The organism is Heliomarina sp. (genome assembly GCF_052826185.1).
The window spans coordinates 36,661-56,719 of the sequence record NZ_JBRBUI010000045.1 but is presented as its reverse complement, the minus strand read 5'-3'; the positions used below and the strand labels follow the sequence as shown (position 1 = coordinate 56,719).

Annotated in this window: 13 protein-coding genes; 2 read left to right on the top strand and 11 right to left on the bottom strand. The window is 61.9% G+C overall.

The features are described from left to right. Positions 1-3: 3 nt before the first annotated feature. The 3 genes from ACU0FH_RS12510 to xylF form a co-directional block, all read right to left on the bottom strand. The gene (locus ACU0FH_RS12510) at positions 4-777 is read right to left on the bottom strand and encodes an ATP-binding cassette domain-containing protein (protein WP_446194923.1); all 774 of its coding nucleotides are present in this window, start codon (positions 775-777) and stop codon (positions 4-6) included. Next, complete coding sequence (locus ACU0FH_RS12505; protein ID WP_446194922.1) at positions 777-2,075, bottom strand: sugar ABC transporter permease; 1,299 nt, start codon at positions 2,073-2,075, stop codon at positions 777-779. The genes ACU0FH_RS12510 and ACU0FH_RS12505 overlap by 1 nt, the downstream gene beginning before the upstream one ends. Positions 2,076-2,143: 68 nt before the next feature. Beyond that, complete coding sequence (gene xylF, locus ACU0FH_RS12500) at positions 2,144-3,172, bottom strand: D-xylose ABC transporter substrate-binding protein (protein ID WP_446194921.1); 1,029 nt, start codon at positions 3,170-3,172, stop codon at positions 2,144-2,146. 194 nt (positions 3,173-3,366) lie between these two features. On the opposite strand from xylF, the gene ACU0FH_RS12495 reads away from it, so the two are divergent. Both ACU0FH_RS12495 and ACU0FH_RS12490 read left to right on the top strand, forming a co-directional pair. Then, complete coding sequence (locus ACU0FH_RS12495; protein WP_446194920.1) at positions 3,367-4,572, top strand: ROK family protein; 1,206 nt, start codon at positions 3,367-3,369, stop codon at positions 4,570-4,572. Beyond that, entirely contained in the window at positions 4,562-6,100 is a 1,539-nt protein-coding gene (locus ACU0FH_RS12490; RefSeq protein WP_446194919.1) for a CRTAC1 family protein, read from the top strand. Before ACU0FH_RS12495 ends, ACU0FH_RS12490 begins: the two co-directional genes overlap by 11 nt. On the opposite strand, the gene ACU0FH_RS12485 is transcribed toward ACU0FH_RS12490, so the two are convergent. The 8 genes from ACU0FH_RS12485 to ACU0FH_RS12450 all read right to left on the bottom strand — a co-directional run bounded on the left by ACU0FH_RS12485 (position 6,083) and on the right by ACU0FH_RS12450 (position 19,875). Continuing rightward, a complete protein-coding gene (locus tag ACU0FH_RS12485) occupies positions 6,083-7,378 on the bottom strand; it encodes a cytochrome-c peroxidase (RefSeq protein WP_446194917.1) in 1,296 nt (431 codons plus the stop codon). The genes ACU0FH_RS12490 and ACU0FH_RS12485 overlap by 18 nt on opposite strands. After that, positions 7,375-8,337, bottom strand: coding sequence for an aldose epimerase family protein (locus ACU0FH_RS12480; RefSeq protein WP_446194916.1), 963 nt, complete (start codon positions 8,335-8,337; stop codon positions 7,375-7,377). Before ACU0FH_RS12480 ends, ACU0FH_RS12485 begins: the two co-directional genes overlap by 4 nt. 88 nt (positions 8,338-8,425) lie before the next feature. Then, positions 8,426-9,733, bottom strand: a complete 1,308-nt coding sequence (xylA, locus tag ACU0FH_RS12475; RefSeq protein ID WP_446194915.1) for a xylose isomerase — start codon at positions 9,731-9,733, stop codon at positions 8,426-8,428. Beyond that, positions 9,730-11,181 carry a xylulokinase gene (gene xylB, locus ACU0FH_RS12470; protein WP_446195599.1) on the bottom strand — a complete coding sequence of 484 codons (1,452 nt, stop codon included), beginning with the start codon at positions 11,179-11,181 and terminating at the stop codon, positions 9,730-9,732. Before xylB ends, xylA begins: the two co-directional genes overlap by 4 nt. Before the next feature lie 90 nt (positions 11,182-11,271). Continuing rightward, positions 11,272-12,297 carry a hypothetical protein gene (locus tag ACU0FH_RS12465; RefSeq protein WP_446194914.1) on the bottom strand — a complete coding sequence of 342 codons (1,026 nt, stop codon included), beginning with the start codon at positions 12,295-12,297 and terminating at the stop codon, positions 11,272-11,274. A 6-nt stretch (positions 12,298-12,303) separates the two neighbouring features. Then, positions 12,304-13,224, bottom strand: coding sequence for a CpsD/CapB family tyrosine-protein kinase (locus tag ACU0FH_RS12460; RefSeq protein WP_446194913.1), 921 nt, complete (start codon positions 13,222-13,224; stop codon positions 12,304-12,306). Between the two features lie 666 nt (positions 13,225-13,890). Continuing rightward, positions 13,891-14,895, bottom strand: coding sequence for a type I glyceraldehyde-3-phosphate dehydrogenase (gene gap / locus ACU0FH_RS12455; protein ID WP_446194912.1), 1,005 nt, complete (start codon positions 14,893-14,895; stop codon positions 13,891-13,893). A 126-nt stretch (positions 14,896-15,021) separates the two neighbouring features. Then, positions 15,022-19,875, bottom strand: coding sequence for a calcium-binding protein (locus ACU0FH_RS12450; protein ID WP_446194911.1), 4,854 nt, complete (start codon positions 19,873-19,875; stop codon positions 15,022-15,024). Positions 19,876-20,059: the final 184 nt, after the last annotated feature.

The window sequence follows — 20,059 nt, the reverse complement described above, 5'->3', positions numbered from 1 at the left end:
ACTTCAGTCGGCAGCGACACCGGGTTTCTTGCCAAGGATGATCATGCCAAGCAGATCGTCATCTGTCACGTCATCCACATCCACCGTGCCCACCAACTGGCCGTTTTTCATCACGCTTGCCCGGTCGCACAGCTTCATCACGTCATGGATGTCATGGCTGATGAGGAAAATCCCGATGCCCTGCGCCTTGAGCTGTTCGATCAGTTCCGACACCATCTGCGTCTCATGCGGGCCAAGCGCCGCCGTCGGTTCATCCATAATCAGGATCTGCGCATCAAAATAGACGGCGCGTGCAATCGCCACCGACTGCCGCTGACCACCGGAAAGCGCCGAAACCGGATCGTTGAACTTTTTAAAGTTCGGGTTCAGCTTGGCCATGATCTTGCGTGTCTCGGCCTCCATCGCGTCATCATCGACCAGCCCCAGCGGCGTGACCAGCTCACGCCCCAGAAACAGGTTCGACGCCGCATCAAGGTTATCGGCCAGCGCCAGCGTCTGATAAATCGTTTCGATCTTCAAAGCACGCGCATCGCGCGGATTCGTGATCGTCGCCTTTTCGCCGCGCACGTAGATCTCGCCGGAATCCGCCTGGTAAGCGCCCGAGAGGATCTTGATCAGCGTGGATTTCCCGGCCCCGTTATGGCCCAGAAGACCAACGACCTCACCGGGGTACAGATCGACGCTCACGTGGTCGACCGCATGCACACCGCCAAAGCTGATGCAGATGTCGCGCATGTCGACCAGCGGGGTCACACCTTGTTTTTGCACCTGCGCCATCATGCGCCTCCTGTCCGTTTGCGATAGACGATGTCGATCAGCACCGCGAGAACCAGCACGCTGCCAACCACGATATTCTGAAGCGGCGCGTCGACGCCCACCATGGCCATGCCCGATTGCAACGACTGCATGATCAGCGCGCCAAGGATGGCACCATGGATCGTCCCGATCCCACCGGCCAGCGCGGTACCGCCAATGACGGCCGCCGCGATCACGCGTAGCTCATCCAGCGTCCCGATATCGTTGGAATGGTTCGTCAGACGGGCCGAAGCCACCACCGCCGACAGCGCACAAAGCGCCCCCATCAGCGCAAAGATCTTGACCGTCAGCCAGCGCGTATTGATGCCGGAAAGCTCCGCCGCGTCCGGGTTGCCGCCCGTGGCGAACACATAGCGCCCGAACCGGGTGCGCCGCGCCACGATGGTCATCGCGATGGCCAGAAAGATCAGAAGCAGCACGGAAATCGGGATGCCGTAGGATTGCGAATAACCCTCGGGCATCTCCAGCCCGGCCCGCTCAAAGGTACGCTGCAATACGCGGGTCGGTACCTCGTAGGCGTTCAGGATCGCGACAAAGCCAAGGATCGCGGCACCAATGATCGCGGCCAGCAGAAACTCGGCCCAGACCGGTTTCACCGGAAAGCCATGCTTCACCTTGTTGCGGCGCGCGGCATATAGACCGTAAAGCGCGCCCAGCAGGGCCAGTCCCCCGACGATCCACGATCCCGTCGCGCCCAGCGTGCCGTTGATGCCGCCGAATTTCTGAAAGGTCTCGTCAAGCGGACCGATTGTCTTGCCGCTGGTGATATACCACGCGACGTTACGCCAGACGAGCAGCCCGCCCAGCGTCACGATAAAGGCCGGGATGGCAAGATAGCCGACGAGATAGCCGTGAAACGCCCCGATCACCAAGCCGGAAAGCAACCCCACCCCGATGGCGATCCAGGGGATCAGCGGATGACCGAACTCCAGCCCCAGCGCATTAGGGAGCCACTCCGTCTGCGTCATCGCCATCACCGCCGAACAGGTTGCCAGCAGCGCACCCACCGAAAGGTCGATATGGCGTGTGACGATGATGAACACCATGCCGGTCGCCATGATCGCGACGCTCACGGTCTGGATCGTCAGGTTGAAAATGTTGCGCGGGGTCAGGAAACGCCCGTCGGTCAGCACATTAAAAACCAGACAGACGGCGATGAAAGCACCGATCATGCCCAGCAGGCGCAGGTCGATTTCCAGCGTGTGAAAGATGTTCTTGCGCGCCGGAGCCCGGCCGCTGTTGGTGTCTGTCTGAGCCATGAGTCTGGTCCTGAGAAAAGAAATGGCCTCACCCCATGTTAAAGGGATGAGGCCGGATAGTACATTGATCAGTTACAGGGAGCGGGGCCGGCGCTGACGCCTTGGCACAGCGCGTCCTTTTCGATCCAGCCCGCATCGACAACTGCCGTCAGGTTGTCCTTAGTGATCGGCAGCGGCTCAAGGAACTGCGCCCAGAGCATGGTGCCACCCGGGGATTCCCATTCCTGTGCGCCTTCGATCTCGCTCATCTCGGTGCCTTCGGCCATCGCAACGGCGATTTCAGCCGCCCGCTTGCCCAGCTCGCGCGCGTCTTTCCAGACGCTGACGGTCTGGGTGCCCTTGGCCACCCGGTTCAGCGCCGCATGGTCGCCGTCCTGACCGGAAACCGGGATGCCGTCCATGCCCTGCGCCGTCAGAGCGGCAACCGCGCCGCCGGCGGTGCCGTCGTTCGAAGCGACGACCGCGTCGACCTGGTTGTCCTGAGCGGTCAGGATCTGCTCCATGTTACGCTGCGCATTCGCCGGAAGCCACGCATCGGTATAGGCCTCGCCCACGATGTTGATCTTGCCTGCATCAATGGCTTCCTGAAGCACTTCCTGCTGACCGCCACGAAGGAAATCCGCGTTCGGGTCAGTGGGCGAGCCCTTGATCATCACGTAATTGCCTTCGGGCATCTGCTCGAGCACCGCACGCGCCTGCATCCGGCCGACTTCCACGTTGTCGAAGGTGAGGTAAAAGGCACGGTCATCTTCGATAAGACGGTCATAGCCGACAACCGGGATACCTTCGCGCGCCGCCGCAGCGACAGCCGGGCCAATCGCCTGCGAATCCTGCGCGAGGATAATCAGCGCATCCGCGCCCTGCGCGATCAGGCTTTCAACATCAGATAGCTGCTTGGACGACGAGCTTTGTGCGTCGGACGAGATATAGCCCGCCCCCGCCGCGTCGAGCGCGGACTTGATCGCAGCCTCATCCGTCTTCCAGCGCTCTTCCTGAAAGTTAGACCAGCTCACGCCGATGGTCAGGTCCTGGGCCAGCGCCGCAGTTCCGACAAATGCGCCGACCATTACGGCCGTCGCGGTTGCAAATAATTTCATGATCTCCCTCCAAATTGGTTACCCCCCGAGCCTGTTGCGATCCTCCGTCGGGGCGAGTCCGGAAATGTTGGTCCATTTTAATTTGAAAATCAAATTAAATCGTCTAAGCTTGCAAAAATTGCCGTCGGGTTATCGGATCATCCCCTGAGGAGAGGGGCCGAACCTACCTCAATTGCAACGGGAGGCAGCCTCGCATGGCAGTACAACAAAGAGAATACGGACGCCGGAGGCTCCTGAACCAGATCCGCCGGTCCGGCCAGATCCCGCGCATCGAACTGGCCGACCTGACAGGAATCAGCCGGGCCACCGTCACGACCATCACCGCCGAGCTGCTTGATCACGGGCTGATCGAGGAAGTCGCCCGCGGCGAGGGCCTGCCTGATGCCCGGCGCGGTAGACCCCGTGTCGATCTCAAGATCCGAGGCGCCGCGCATCTGGTGGCAGGCATCAAGGTTTCCGACCGTCGGCTCTCGCTTGTGCTGCTGGATTTCGAAGGCAAACAGCGCGCCGAGCTGGAAACCGAGATGACGCGCAGCAAGAATTCCCCCGAGGGGCTGGCCGACGAACTCTGCGCGGCTCTCGCCCGGCTTGCGGAAAGCGCCGGTCGTGACATCAGCGATATTTCAGGCGTCGGTGTCGGCATCGCCGGGATCGTTTCTGCCGAACAGGGGGTGGTCTACTGGTCCCCTGCCCTGTCCCAGCGCAACGTCACCTTCACCCGCGTCCTCAGCGAAAAGCTGAACCGTCCCACCTTTGTCGACAATGACGCCAATCTTGTTGCGGTGGCGGAAAAAAACTTTGGCCTCGGCCAAGCGCATTCCGATTTCATCGTCGTGACGATCGAGGCCGGTGTCGGTATGGGTCTGATCATCAACGGCAATCTCTACCGGGGCACGCGCGGCTGTGGCGCGGAGTTCGGCCATACCAAGGTGCATCTGGATGGTGCGCTCTGCCGCTGTGGCCAGCGCGGCTGTCTCGAGGCCTATGTCGCCGATTACGCCCTCCTGCGCGAGGCCCGCACGCTCTCCGATCTCGACCCCGCCGTGAACGACGTGGCCCAGATCGAAAACCTGCTGAATGCCGCCCGTGTCGAAGACGGCCCCGAACGCCGCATCGTGGAACGGGCGGGTCGGATCTTTGCCCTTGGCCTTGCCAACCTCGTCAATATCTTCGACCCTGAACTGATTATCATGGCGGGCGAGCGGATGCAGTTCGATCACCTCTATGCCGAGAACGTGCTGCGAGAGATGCGAAAATCCATCGTGCAGGTCGACAAGACCCCGCCCGAGGTCGTCATACACAAATGGGGCAACCTGATGTGGGCGCGCGGTGCCGCCGCCTATGCGCTCGACAATATTTCGGAACTCGCACTTGAGGGGCTGGGCGAGAATGCGGCGTGACCTGACCCTCCTCGCCGCTTTCCTCGCGCTGCCTGCGCAGGCCGAACCCCTGTTCCATCCCGTCGCCATCCCCGATCACGTCTACGGCGGCGGGTGGGAGCATTTCGTCGGCGGCGGCCTCGCGGTATTCGACTGCTCCGGCGATGGCCTGCCAGAACTCTACGCCGCAGGCGGAGAAATCCCCGGCACCCTGCTGCGCAACATCTCCGACGCCAGGCAGATCGCCTTTCGCAAAGACACGCCCGACGCGCTGACCCTGCGCCATGTCACTGGCGCCTACCCGCTGGACCTCGACAACGACGGCATCCTCGACCTGATCCTTCTGCGCGCCGGGGCCAATGCGCTCCTGAAAGGTGGCCCGGAGTGCAGCTTTGCCCCCTTCCGCGATCTCGGCATCGTCGAAGCGGATAACTGGACAACCGCCTTCTCCGCCACCTGGGAGGGCGACAATAGCCTCCCCACCCTCGCCTTTGGCAATTACGTCGACCGCGACGACCCGAACGGCCCGTTCCGTGCCTGCGATACCAGTTACCTGTACCGACCTGATGGCGACACCTATGCCGCGCCCCTCCCCCTCGACCCCGGTTTCTGCACCCTGTCGATGCTGTTCTCCGACTGGGGCAACACCGGCCGCGCCGATCTCCGTGTCAGCAATGACCGGCATTACTATGTCTCCGGCGGGGCCGAGCAGATGTGGGCGATGGAAGACGCCCCGCGCTTGCTGGGCGAGGAAGACGGCTGGCAGACCCACAGGCTCTGGGGCATGGGCATCGCCGCGCGCGATATCGACCGCGACGGCGATCAGGAAGTTTTCCTCACCTCCATGGGCGACCAGCGCTTGCAATTCCTGCGAGACGGCGCTTCCGGCCCGGATTTTACCGATGCGCCCTATGCCCTAGTGTCGACGGCAACCTCGCCCTATACCGGAGGCGACGGACGCCCCTCAACCGGCTGGCATGTCGCATTCGGCGATGTGACCAATGACGGGCGGGATGACGTTTTCATCACGAAGGGCAATGTCGACCAGATGCCCGACAGTGCCTGGAAAGACCCCAACAACCTGCTGATCCAAAACGCCGATGGCAGCTTTACCGAGGCAGGCGAAACCGCTGGCCTTCTCAGCCTACACCGAGGACGCGGCGGCGCGCTGGCCGATCTGAACGGCGACGGGCTGCTTGATGTGGCAGTGGTGAACCGTCGCGCGGCGATGGAGGTCTGGCAGAACGTCTCGACCGACACCGGCCACTGGCTCAGCGTCGACCTCCGCCAGCCCGCCCCAAACACCCGCGCCATCGGCGGCTGGATCGAACTGGATGACGGCACCACCCTGCAACGGCGCGAAATCACCGCCGGCGGTGGCCATGCGGGCGGCAGCGCCATTGCAGAACATTTCGGTCTTGGCCCCGCGCAATCCGTGCGGCTGCGCGTGATCTGGCCCGATGGCACCGCGTCTGACTGGATCGAACAAACAGCCGACCGGCACCTCACCCTGACCCGTCAGGGCGACACCCTATCGCTCAACAACTAATCCGCTGGGCACCGTGTCTGGTACGCCCAGCCGCCCGGCAAGGCTTGCCTCATCCGTCAGCGCGCCAAGAAACGCCAGTAACTGCCGGATCTCCGCGTCGCTCAGCTCTTGCGGTGCCAGCGTATTGGCGGCGGCAATCGCCTCAACCTCGGCGGCGTCCGTCATAACCTCGTAATCCTCGACCTCAAGATCGGGCAAAACCACCTGCGCCGGATCATAGGCCTTTAACGCGGCAACCGGATCAAGGTGATGGCGCACCACCGCCTCAAGCGTTGCATAGGCGCCGCTATGCCCATAGGGCGCGGTCGCCGTGACATTGCGCAGCGACGGCGTGCGGAATGCATAGGCATCCGCCGCATCGCCCGTCACCCGCATCCGCCCCACATCCCGCGCATGACGTTCGAACCGCGCCGCCTTGCCGGGGCCGATCTGCGGCATCGCGATGGCGTGGAAATCATGATCCGTCTGGAATTGACCGGCATGACAGGCGGAACACCCGGCTTCACCGTAGAACAATGCCATCCCCGCCGCCGCATCGCCGGTCAGCGCGGCCTCGCCCCGCAGATGGCGATCAAAGGCGCTGTCGTCGGCGCGCCATTCAAAAACGATGAAATCCGCGATCACGTTGGCGATGTCGGCGAAGGTCACGTGGCGCTCTCCGATCACCGTATCGAAAGCCGCCCGATAGGCCGGGATCGCCTCGACCCTATCGGCAAGGATCGACCATGCCCCGCCCTCGCCGGTCAGGATCCCCTGACGCACCGCCGCCGAAACATCGCTTTCGGAATAATGTCCGGCCATCTCATCGGGCGAGAGCACCGGGAACATCGCTTGCGCCGCCAGCGCGGAATCAAACCCCTGCTCCATGTCATCGCCAAGCGGCGTGCGAATGCCATCGGGCTGCGCGGGATCGTCCTCAAGCCGCCCGTCATGAAAGAAATGCGTGAACTCTGCCGCGCCAAGATTGAACAGCGCGGGCGAATTGCGTGGCACCCGCTCCTCGGGCATGTTCTCAGGTAAAGCCCGACGGTCCGGCCCAAGTCCTGTAGCCCCATCTCCCAGCCCCAGCGGCAAACCGTCCGAGGTGGCAAAGCGTGGATGATGGCAACTGGCGCAGGACACACCCTTTCCACCGGACAGGATCGGGTCGTAGAACAACAACTGGCCAAGCGCGACCTCTTCCCGGCTGGCCGTCGAAAACTGCGCATCCGCCTTGGGCAGCGGCCCCGCGCTCGCCGCCGTTGCAAACAGACCAACCAGAGCCGCGAGCCGCTTCATGTCTCCGACGCTATCCGAATGCGCGTGCGCTGGCGATAGGGCTGCTCGGGCGTCGCCAGCGACAAGGGAAAACCGGCGTTCATCGCGTTCGGATAGCCATGCGGTTCCAGACACATGCCGCGCTCGCGCCCGTGATCCGCCCCGTGCCGCGCGATCAACTTGCCGGAGGTATAGAATTGCAGGCAAGGCTGGTCGCTGATCATCTCGAGTGTCAGCCCGTTCGGCGCGCGCAGCCGCACCGGGTGGTCAGCCTGTGCATCCAGCCCGGCAAAGGTCATATCCATCCCCTGACCCTCCGGGTCGATCTCGGCAATCGTCCGCTCCGCGCGACGATCGAAAGCCATGCCCGCCAAGGGGCGTACCTCGCCGCTTGTGACCAGATCCGGCCCGACCGGCAGGTACTCCGTTGCCGGAACGGTCAGGCGGTGATCGCGGATCGTGCCCTCTCCTGCCAGATTGTAATAGGAATGCTGCGCAAGGCTCACCGGAGTCGGACGGTCCGCCTCGGCCATCATGTCATAACACAGCCACCCGTCTTCGAGCGAAATCACCACCGTCAGATCAAGCTGGCCGGGATAGCCTTGCTCTCCATGCGGCGAGCGCAGCTTCAACTCTACCGCGCGCGCGCCATCGGGCGACATGTCCCATTGCCGGGTATGCAGGCCCCGCGCGCCGCCATGCAGGTGATTTGGCGCCTCGTTCACGTCAAGCGCCCATCGCGCGCCATCCATCTCGAACGCCGCGCCACCGATCCGGCCCGCCATACGCCCGACGATAAAGCCAAGGAAATCCGGATTGTCGCGGTAACTTTCGGGGTCATCGAACCCAAGCACGACAGGCACGTCGCGCCCCTGATGATGCACAAGCCACGACTGGGTCGCGCAGCCAAGATCAAGGATAGTGACAGATTGCCTGCCGTCTCTCAGCACGTGGCTTTCGACTTTTCTCTCTCCCCGCATCCCGATCTCCTCCTCCCGGCGGCCAGCCTTTCACGAAACGATGGCCGGGCAAGAAAAAGGGCCGGCGTCACCGCCAGCCCCAACCGTCTCAGACGAATTTGTTGACGTAGTTTTCCAGCTTTTCCTGACGGCCCGAGCGCGGCTCGGGCGCGATGCCGCCCGCTTTGACCTTGTCAAAGATCGTGTCGAGATCGCTGTCGAGCATCGCCTTGGCCTCATCCGACCCCCAGCCCGAATAGCGTTCGTCCAGCGCCGCTTGCAAACCACCGTCCTCGATCATCGCAGCCGCCGCCTTGAAACCGCGCGCGCAGACATCCATCGCGCCTGCGTGACCCGCAATCAGGTCTTCGGCATCCAGCGACTGACGGCGCAGCTTGGCGTCAAAGTTCGTGCCGCCCGTGGTGAACCCGCCACCCTTGAGCACGTGGTAATAGGCCAGCGCAACCTCGGGCACGTTGTTCGGGAACTGGTCCGTATCCCAGCCCGACTGATAATCGTTCCGGTTCATGTCAATGGACCCAAGCAGCCCTTCGGACACCGCCAGCGCCAGCTCATGCTCGAACGAATGCCCGGCCAGAATGGCGTGGCCCTGCTCGATGTTCAGCTTGACCTCGTTTTCCAGCCCGTACTTGCGCAGGAACCCGGCACAGGTCGCCACGTCGTAATCGTACTGGTGCTTTGACGGCTCCTGCGGTTTCGGCTCCACAAGGATCTGACCCTCAAAACCGATCTTGTGCTTGTACTCGACCACCATATTGAGGAAGCGACCCATGTGGTCCAGCTCCTGGCTCAGGTCGGTGTTCAGCAGCGTCTCATAGCCTTCGCGACCGCCCCAGAGCACATAGTTCTGACCGCCCAGCCGCTTGGTCGCGTCCATGCAGGTTTTGACCGTCGCCGCCGCATAGGCGAATACGTCCGGATCGGGGTTGGTCGACGCGCCCGACATCCAGCGACGGTGCGAGAACATGTTCGCCGTACCCCAGAGCAGACCGATCTTGCGGGTCGACATCTTCTCTTCGAAATAATCGATAATCTCCTGAAAGCGGTCATAGCTCTCGGCAAAGCTGTCGCCTTCGGGGCGAATATCCACGTCATGCCAGCAGAAGTAGGGCTGGCCGAGAATATCAAACATATCAAAGGCGCAATCGGCCTTGATCTTGGCATTCGCCATCACGTCTTGCGGATACCACGGACGCTGAAAAGTCTGCCCGCCGAACGGGTCGCCGCCTTCCCATGCAAACGAATGCCAATAGGCGACGGCAAAGCGCAGATGCTCTTCCATGCGCTTGCCCATGACCATTTCGTCCGGGTTGTAGTGACGGAATGCAAGGGGGTTGTCGCTGTCGGGCCCCTCGAACTTGATCGGGGCAATATCGGCAAAAAACGGATGTGTCATGGCATGGCCTTCAGGGTTGGATAGGACTGTGCAAACGCTTCATAGGCGGCCTCATAGGCGCCCTGCAGATCCGCACGGGGTTCGATGGTTTGCGAGACCGGCGGTTTGGTCATCACCGTCTCGGGGGCGGCACCGGTGATGCCGCAGATGGCCAGACGCGCCGCGCCCAGCGCCGCGCCGAACTCGCCGCGTTCGGGCAGATCGACCGGCATGTTCAGCACCGTGGCCAGCAGTTCGATCCAGTAGCGCGACTGCGCCCCTCCGCCAATGGCAAGAACGCGATCCAGCCGCGCGCCGGTGGAATTCAGCGCCTCGAGGTTGTCGCGCAGCGCAAAGCTCACGCCCTCCAGCACGGCCCGCGCCAGATCGCTGCGCTTGGTCCCGATCGAAAGGTTGATGAAAGACCCGCGCACCGCGCTGTCATTATGCGGTGTCCGCTCGCCCGAGAGGTAGGGCAAAAAGCGCACCGCTCCGGGTTCGGTAATGCTATCGCCCAGTTCAGCGGTCAGCTCGGCGGGTTTCACACCCGTCACGCTGGCCAGCCAGTTCAGGCAATCCGTTGCCGCCAAAATCACGCCCATCTGGTACCACGTCCCCGGGATGGCGTGGCAGAACGTATGCACCGCGCTTTCCGGGCTGGGCGCGAACCCGTCCCGCGCCGCCAGCAACACGCCCGAGGTGCCGAGCGAGACAAACCCGTCGCCCTCGCCCAACGCACCGACACCACAGGCCGAGGCCGCGTTATCGCCGCCGCCCGCCACCACCTGCACCTCCGCAGGCAGCCCCAGCGCCTTGGCCAGTTCGGGGCGGATCGTGCCGACAATATCCGTGCCTTCGATCAGGTCGGGCATCTGGTCGGCCCGCATCCCGGACCCGTTCAACAATTCCTGTGACCACTCCCGCGCGCCCACGTCCATCCAGGCCGTACCGGCACTGTCCGACATGTCCGACGCGGCGCGCCCGGTCAGCCAGTAGGACAGATAATCCTTGGGCAGCAGCACCTTGGCCACCTGCGCGAAAATCTCCGGCTCGTTCTCGGCAACCCACATCACCTTGGGTGCGGTAAAGCCGGGAAAGACGATATTGCCGCTGATCCTAGGGAAATCCGGATTCGCATCCAGCTTGGCTGCCTGCGCATGGCTGCGCGTATCGTTCCACAGCATGCAGGGCCGCAACACCGCGCCCTCCGCATCCAGAAGCGTCGCGCCATGCATCTGACCCGAAAGCCCGATACCGCGCAGCTGCGCCATTGCATCAGGGGCCTGCTCGACCAGCGCGGCCAATGCCTGCTCGCTCGCGGCGATCCAGTCTGCCGGGTCCTGCTCGCTCCAGCCCGGGTGTGGATGCGACACGCTCAACCCCGCATCGGCTACCGCAACGGCGGCCCCATCAGCATCTACCAACAACGCACGAACACCCGAAGTGCCCAGATCAAGACCGACAAACATCACGAAATTCTCCCTGTGGCGGGAACTCTTTCGCGATTTAATTCCGGTGTCAAATTAAAAAGAGTGAAGGCGGCGGGATTCCGACCTCTTTCACACTTGGCCTTCGCCGCTCCCCGGAGTTCCCTCCGCCGCTCTGGCCCCATGCACATTGGCCGCAAGCGCCACACAAGGCACCGTGATGATGGGGGAAATCCCGGTCAGACGATACATCTGCCCGGCCGAACGAAGCACCGGATGACGCCCTTCCGCAACCAACGCGACAACAAAGGCGAGAATCGTGCTGAACGCCCCGCCAATCGCGATACTCAGCCCGCGAATGTCCGTCACGGGCCGTTCCGGCCTCTGCGCCGGCTCCAGCACGACCAACCGCTCCGACTGCCGCTGCACTTCAAGATCGACCCCGATCTGCGCCTGCCCCCGCCGCTGCGCTGCCAGCGCAATTTCCTGCCGCAGGCGCTGCTGTTCACGCTCCAACTCGCGCGTTTCCGCCCGGCTGGCTGTCGCCGTGACGGCCCATTGCGCCTCCATCGCGGCCAGCTCTGCACGCAGCGCGTTTTCAGCCTGCGCCAGGAAATGCAGCGTGGCGCGCGCCTCTCCGATGCGCATGGCGACACTCTGCCCGATCAGCCGGTGCGAAAATTCCTGCGCCATCAGCCGTGCCAGTTCCGGATGATCCATCCGCGCCTCGACGACCACAACCGCCGACGCGCCCGAAGCGGCGGTCAGCCTGATATCGATCCGCTTGCGCAGGCGCTCGGTCAGCGCCGACATCGAGGTTTCGTCATCTCTGGCGAATAACCCGTAGGCATTGATGACTTCCGCCAGTGAGGTTTCGCTCTGCACCTCGCGCGCAAGCTGCGGCACATGCCTCAACAAGGGCTCGCCCACCGTAGTCGCGGCCAGTTCCTGCGCCACTTTCGGCGGCACGATCTGCAATACCTCGCGCGCGTGATACACAGGCCTCTGCCCCAGTCCGAACCCGATAGAGAGCGCCAGCCCAAAGATCATCACCGCCAGCATCAGCACCCAGCGACGCGCAATCATGTCCAGCATGTCATCAAGCGTTGAAAGCTGCCCCAACACCCGGTCGCGCCCCCTGTCCATATCGTTCAGCATCCGCGATCACGCATAGGCTGGTGCGGGGCCGGTCTGGCGCGCGCGGTTAAGGATCACGCCAAGTATCCGCGCCTGCCCTTCGAGACGGCGTTCGCATTCGGCGATATGCTGCGGCAAGGTCCGCGTACCATCCGCAACCAGCAGCACCCCGTCGACCTGCGGCAGAAAGGCCAAAAGATCATCGCTTTCCAGAACCGGTGGCATGTCGCAGATCAGGACGTCCGGCGTCAGGTCATCCATCAGCTTGCCGATGGCCAGCGCGCAGTTTTCACCGTGCAGCAGGTGCGACGCCTGCGGCGCCGGCCCCGACGCCGCCGCAACGGCAAAGGCATCGTCGGCACGTTTCACATGCGCCCCAACCCCTGATGCGCCGCTCAGAAACCCTTCCATATCCGTCCCCGGCATGCCCAGGGCAGCGGCCAGCCCCGGCCGGTAAAGGTTGAGATCAAGCAGGACCGTGCGGCTGCCCGGCACCCCGGACAGGCTCAACCCCAATTGCAGGGCCGAGAAGGTCGCGCCGCAGCCCCGCGTCGGCGCGGCAATGGCCACCCGGTTCCAGGCGTTGCTGCGCAGCGTTTTCAGCAGGCTGGTGCGCAGGTGATTGAACGACAGGCGCACCGGGTCGTTTTCGCCGGTGTTCCGCGCTTCATCCACGATGCGCCGCGTCACCGACGGCACCCCCGGCAGCCCGCGCCACGCATCCGCCTGCACAAGGCTTGAAGACAGGTGCGAAAAGGCCTGCAGCAAGGGTCTTTCGTTTGATCCCTCACGGGATGCTCCCGCACCGCGCCCCGATCCCTCGATCAGACGCAACTGAGCCTTGCCGCGCTTTGCGCCGAACAACCCGTGCGATTTCGGCTCGGGCAGGTCCCGATACAAACCGTCCAGACGGGAATCGACCCCGTCGCGGTCCTCGTCATCACTCATTTCAGCCCCTCTTCAAACCCGCGAACCCATCGCCCCGAATGCCTGGCGTTCGCTCAACAAGAATAATTTCGTTCAATTTCTTGCAACTCGACCGGCAATCGCTGCGCGGGGGAAACAGGCGGCCAGCGGCGTCCGCCCGGCAATGCCGGACCGGCGATGGACCGGGCGGGATCAAAACGCATCCCCACCCATTCGGACGTCGAGACACCGATACCTGAAGAGGCACCAATACACACACCTCGCCGTCCCTTACCCATATCCACCGCCAAACGCTCCTGACCGCCCGCCCAGACAATGCCTGGTACCCTGGCTGCCCCCAGACAGGTTTACTCGTTACTCTCACACATGGCGCAGGCCCAAAAACACGAACCCTTGCCGCGACAGACCGGCCCCGACCGCGAAACTAGGAAACACCGCATTTGGCAATTTGCATCACAACGCCCGGGTATCCGATCTGTCACGAATGACTTTACTCCCGCTGCAGCCGCGGACCGAATAAAACAGATTGTTTCCAAATCGCCTTTGTTGATTTCATTGGATTTTCCCTTTTTCGAGGGAACCAATCACCAATCCAGGCACACATTGTTCACACCCAAGCAAAAACGGCGCCCCTAGGGGACGCCGCTGAACCGGATTTGGCCCGGCTGATTCCGGTAGAATCGCCTGTCAGGCCGCGCGATGCATCGCCAGAGCCGTATCGAACATGCGGTTCGAAAAACCCCACTCGTTGTCATACCAGCTAAGCACGCGCACCAGCCCGCCATCGCTCACGCTCGTCTGATCCGTGGCAAGGATCGAGGAATGCGGGTTGTGGTTGAAATCCGACGAAACCAGCGGCAGGTCCGTGGTCGTCAGAATCCCCTTGAGAGGTCCGCTCTGCGCCGCGTCACGCACCGCGCCGTTGATCGTGTCGATAGTCGCGGCCTTGCCCGGCACGAAACAAAGGTCGACGACCGATACATTTGGCGTCGGCACCCTGATCGCGGATCCATCGAGCTTGCCCTTCAGATGCGGCAAAACAAGGCCAACCGCCCGCGCCGCCCCGGTCGAAGTCGGGATCATGCTCAGCGCCGCCGCCCGTGCGCGGTAAAGATCCTTATGCGCCGTATCCAATGTCGGCTGATCGCCGGTGTAGGAATGGATCGTGGTCATGTACCCGGTTTCGATCCCGAAAACGTCGTCCAGAACCTTGGCCACCGGGGCAAGGCAGTTCGTCGTGCAAGAGGCATTCGACACAATGGTATCCGCCGCCGTCAGCGTATCGTGGTTTACACCATAAACGATTGTCTTGTCCGCATCGCTTGCCGGGGCCGAACACAGCACCTTGGCGCTGCCGTTCTCAAGATGCGCGCTGGCCTTTTCCTTGCTGTTGAAAACGCCCGTGCATTCCAGCGCGACGTCCACGCCTTCCCACGGCAGATCCGCCGGGTTGCGATGCGCGGTAACGCGGATCGGATGGCCATCGACAACCAGATGTTCGCCCTGCACCGAGATCTCGACATTCAGATGCCCATGCACTGAATCGAATTGAAGCAGGTGTGCATTGGTCTCAATCGGCGCCAGATCGTTGATCGCAACGATCTTGACATCGTCACGCCCGGACTCGATCCAGGCGCGCAGGACGCAGCGGCCGATGCGTCCGAATCCGTTTATGGCAAGTTTCACGGACATTTAAACCTCCAGGCGTGTGTATCGGCGTAAAGCGCTCTGATAGCGCTAACGACGCCTTAGCACGAAGCTGTCCGGAAATCCAACCTGCCGTGCCCGCGAATTGTCGCAAGGGGCGAAATCGGCGACTTAAAGCAGATCGTCGATGGAAATCACACCAGTGAAATCGGCGATCTCAATGGTATCGCCGCGCCCGTATTCGATCAGTGTCGAACCCGACAGCGTGGTGATCCGCACGTCATCGGCCGACGCACCCAGCAGCTTTATCCGATCCACACCGCCCTCGAAATCATGGATCACGTCCTGCCCGTCACGCTTGGCAAAGACGAACCGGTCCGGGCCGCCGTCACCGTAAAGATCATCGTTCCCGCGCCCACCGAGGATGGCATCCCGGCTTCCGCCGCCGTGGATCTCGTCATCGCCGGATCCGCCGTCGATCCGGTCACGTCCGCTACCGCCATTGATGCGGTCATCGCCGGCGTCGCCTTTCAGATCGTCCTTGCCGCCGTCACCGTCGATCCGGTCATTGCCCTTGTCACCCTTGATCGTATCGCTTTGCTTGCCGCCCGAGATCGTATCGCGGCCACCGCCGCCACGCATGACATCAAGCCCCTTGCCCCCATCCATCCGGTCATTGCCGCCGCCACCCTTCATGGTGTCATTGCCGCCGCCGCCGCTCATGTCGTCATTGCCACCGTTGCCGACCAGCGTATCCTTGCCTTTCTGGCCAACGACCGTGTCCTTGCCGCCACCGCCGCGCAGCACATCGGCACCCTGCCCCCCGTCAAGCTCATCCTTGTTGCCGCCACCTTTCAGGACGTCGTTGCCATCGCCGCCGGTGAACATATTGGCGCTGCGGTCCCCGATAAAGGTATCGTTCTGCGACCCGCCCCAAAGACCCTCGATGCCCGTCACATCGTCACCGACCAGCAGCTTGATGTCATTGGCCCCGGTACGCAGATTATAGGTCATCGCAACCGAACTGCTGGTCAGGTCGATCACATCCTGCTTGGAAACACGCCCGTCGAAACGGTTCACTGCGTCGGTCAGGATGATGTTGGACCCGCTCGACCCACCGATCACCTTTTCGATGCCTGAAAACGTCCCAACGGCGCCCTGATCGACCTTGACGAAATCGATCTGGAAATCGTCGAACTCGTCATCGTCGATACCCGGCAGCACCCGCGCCAGATCTTCGGCGCCATTGGCATAGCTCGCCTGCGTCTCGAGCACATCCTGCGGAGTCATCGAAACGCCGCCGAACATCCGTGCCTCGGTACCGTCGCTTTCCTCGACCCCGTCGCCGTCCTGATCCCGTTCAAGCCAGCGCGGCACTTCGTCGACAAAGGTTGCGTCATAGGTGCCCGCGCCGAAATCGATAGTCACGACACCGTCGACCGTCCCGAAGTCGAGCGTGTCGAAATCCGCCCCACCCAAAAGCGTCTTATTGCCAAGCCCCACAACGATGGTGTCATCCCCCGCCCCGCCAGAGGCAAGATCGTTGCCCCGGCCGGTGACCAGCACATCGTCCCCATCGTTGCCGTAAATCTCGTCGTCACCATTGCCGCCGGACAAGAGGTTGTTGCCGCTATCCCCCTGAAGGACGTCATCCGCGCCGGTCCCGATCACGTTCTCGATGGATGTGAGCGTATCTGACCCGAACGCCCCCGTCGCCGTGCCGGCGCTCAGGTTCACTTCGACGCCAGTGAACACATCGGCGAACAACTCGCCCTCCATGCCGCCGGGCCGCGCCCAGACGAATGAGGCGGTGTCGCTGCCATCGCCCCCGTCGAGGTCATCGTTACCCGCGCCACCATGCAAAAGGTCGTCGCCGTCACCGCCCTTCAAGTCGTCATTGCCGGTGCCGCCATAAATCTTGTCGTTGCCGCCGGCCCCGTCGATATCATCCGCACCCCCGCGCCCGATCAACTGCTCGTCACGCTCGCTGCCGGTGATAGCGTCATTGTATTCGGTCGCGATCAGCTCTTCGAAATTCTCAAGAGTCATGCCGACCTGATCAGAGTTATTAGTCACGACGCCCTTGAAAGACTCGACCGTGCCCGCCGCAAGATCGGCAACAATATAGGACTGGAAACTCGGATCGAAAGAAATCCGGTCATATCCACCTCCCCCGTCCGCATGGCCCCTGAACCGAAGGATCTGAAGGAGATCGTTATCCGCTCCCATAAAAGCACGGTTTTCTTTCGAGGAATCCCCAAAGATCGCGTAATCCTCCCCGGCCATGCCGCGGAAAATACCGCCGCCCTTGCGGAAATCGCCCGTGTCATTGCCATCGCCCGCCGACACATCGGCAAAACCGTTTTCGCCGTCGAACCGGTCATCCCCGCCCATCAGGTCGAAATAGGCGGTCTGGCTTCCGCCCGGCGCGTAAATCGCATGATCCGCGAAATTCCCAAGCGAGATGGTCTCGACCCCGTAAGGCTTGATCGAGAAGAACGCGTTGCTGGTGTTGCGCAGGTCATCACCCTCGACCGAGGTGCTGAACGCCTTGAGCGTCAGCGCGATAGCGCTTTCCACCTTGTAGAACCAGCGCGCCTCTCCCACCGCATCGAGCGACATGGTGTCGGAGCCGTTCCCGCCATAGACTTGCAGCGCGGTCGATCCCCCCTCGACATTCTCTACAAGGATAAGGTCGTCGTCATCGCCGCCATAGATATTCTGCGTCCCGCCGGTATGGATCGTGTCATTGCCCCCAGCCCCGTGGAGCATCCGCGCCCCCGGATCGCCGTAGAGCACATCATCCTTGTCCGAGCCCATGAACCCTTCGACCTCGACCGTGTAATCGCTCGTGATTTCCTTGCCCGCGTCATCGAACCGGATAATCCTGTGCTCGCCCGCGCGGATCTCCACCGGGCCGCTATCCTCGATATCGCTCATGTAATCCTTGAGCGTCTGAAGGATGCGCGGGTCGTCGCTCTGATCGCTGACGTCGAACTTGATGGTGTTGGAGCTGCTCGTGTAGGACACCACGTCATAGCCGTCCCCCCCAAGGTACAGATCGCTGACCCCGGCCTTTGCCGCGCTGCCCGAGATCATCACGTCGATATTGCCGCCGCCCGCCATGATCACATCACTGCCCGCGCCGCCGACGATGTAGTCGTCCTCGCCCCCCGCATCGATCATGTCATCGCCGCCCCGGCCCGAGATCACGTCGATCCCGTCGCCGGTATAGATTGCGTTGGCGTCATCGTTGCCTTCGACCTCGTGGTTCTGACCAGCGGTCACGATCACGTTCTCGATCGAGGTCAGCGTATCGCGCCCCTGCCCAAAGGCGGTGCCAGCCAGCAGGCTGACCACCATCTCGCGGTTTGCCCCCGAAAGCACCTGAAAGGTATCGCTTCCCGCGCCGCCATTGGCCTCGTCATCGCCGAGACCGGGCAGCAACAGGTCATCGCCATCGCCACCGTTCAACTGGTCGTTCTCCGTGGACCCGAAGATCTGGTCATCCCCGCCGAACCCGTTCGCCACGTGCAACCCGTTGACCGGCGTGCCGTCGGAATTGAGAAACATTAGGTTGTCCTTGTCATCCCCATTCAGGGTCGACCCGCCGATGATCGCTTCCTTCAGCTGCTTGCCGGTAAAGGAAACGTCAGTGAAGACAACGTGATCCCCGTCATCCATATCGACCAGCTCATCAACGCCGGTGCTGTTTTCCGCATCCGACGGCTTTACATGGCTGACGATGATATTGCCGCTGTCAGGATCACGCGACAGCTCGTATTCGGTGAAGCTCGCCGCGAAATAGAACATGTCATTGCCCGCGCCGCCGTTCAGGATGTCTGAACCGGCCCCGGCAATTAGGATGTCATTGCCGCCATGGCCGAATATCTTATCCCGGTCACCCAGCGCGTCGAGAATATCGTCGCCGTCATCGCCTTCCAGCACATTGGCGACATCATTACCCCAGCCTGTCGGACCCTTGTCGGGCGTGCCGACCACATCGCCAAAGAATGCGTTCTCGGCCACGTCGAGGAACGGGATCGCGCCCAGCGCGTCTATCGCGTATTCGAGCAGGAAGTCCTTCAGCGGCTGAAGCAGGGCTTCCATCTTTTCCAGCAGGTCAAAGGATGGGATCAAGGCATCGAACAGCTCCTGCGCCTTGTCCAGCACCGTGTCGAGCTTCAGGGTCTCCATGATGAAATCGATGACCGGATCGACGATCAGCCCTACCAGCGCGTCGACCGCATTCAAGAGCGGCATGATCGGGTCAATCAGAACGGCCGCCGCATCCAGCGGTTTCTTGAGTACCTCCAGGGCCTTGTAGATCGCCTCCATGTCGATGAACTGGCCAAGGATCTTTTCAAAATTGATATCTTCGAAAATCGCGACGAAATCGTCGATCTCGGCCATCATGTCGTCGAAGACGGCTTTCAGACCTGCGATCAACTCATTGCGCGCCTGCAACTGTTTTTCGACCGCCGTGTTCAGCGCGGTGAACTCACCCTTCCACGCGACGTTGTCGGTAACCGTCGCAACCGCCAACGCCACCTTGAAGTTATTCAGCGCCGCGACCGCGATTTCCACCTGCCGCGTTTGCAAGGTGATGCTGTCGCGGGCAGCCTTTACAACGACCGAGGCGTCTTTCAGGCCGGTCTCGACATTCTCGTAAAGCTTCTTGTTTCCGCCCGGCGTAAGATCAGACGTATCTTCCTTCTCGCTGATCGCATCCATTTTCTTGTCGACTTCCTTGACCGGCTTTTCGACCCGGTCAAGAACACGCTGCAACGCCTTGGTCGGCGTTTTCAGCGGAGAGATAAATCCGACAACCGTCAGCACCTTGTCGATATAATAGATTGAGTTCTTTGTGTATTCGACTGACTTCTCGGTCTTCTTGTAATGCCCCGCGACCGTCGACCCCACCGTCATCCCGCGATCTAGGTATTTGGTTGCGGTCCCCAGCGTATCGAGCCTGTCCAGATGCGCGGCGGAGTTCTTCAGATAGAGATCAAGCTGGGTGCCCATGGTAATATTCCTCGATAAAATGCGCTAAAACCGCGACTGGAAATGCAGAAAATTGCGAATTCGATACACTTGGACGCCGGGAAAATTCACCATGGACCGCGACAATATTAGCCCCCTAATATTCCGACATGCGGCGGTCCCAAACATTTTCGGCCCGGGCTCAAAAACCTCGCAGGAAGCCGAA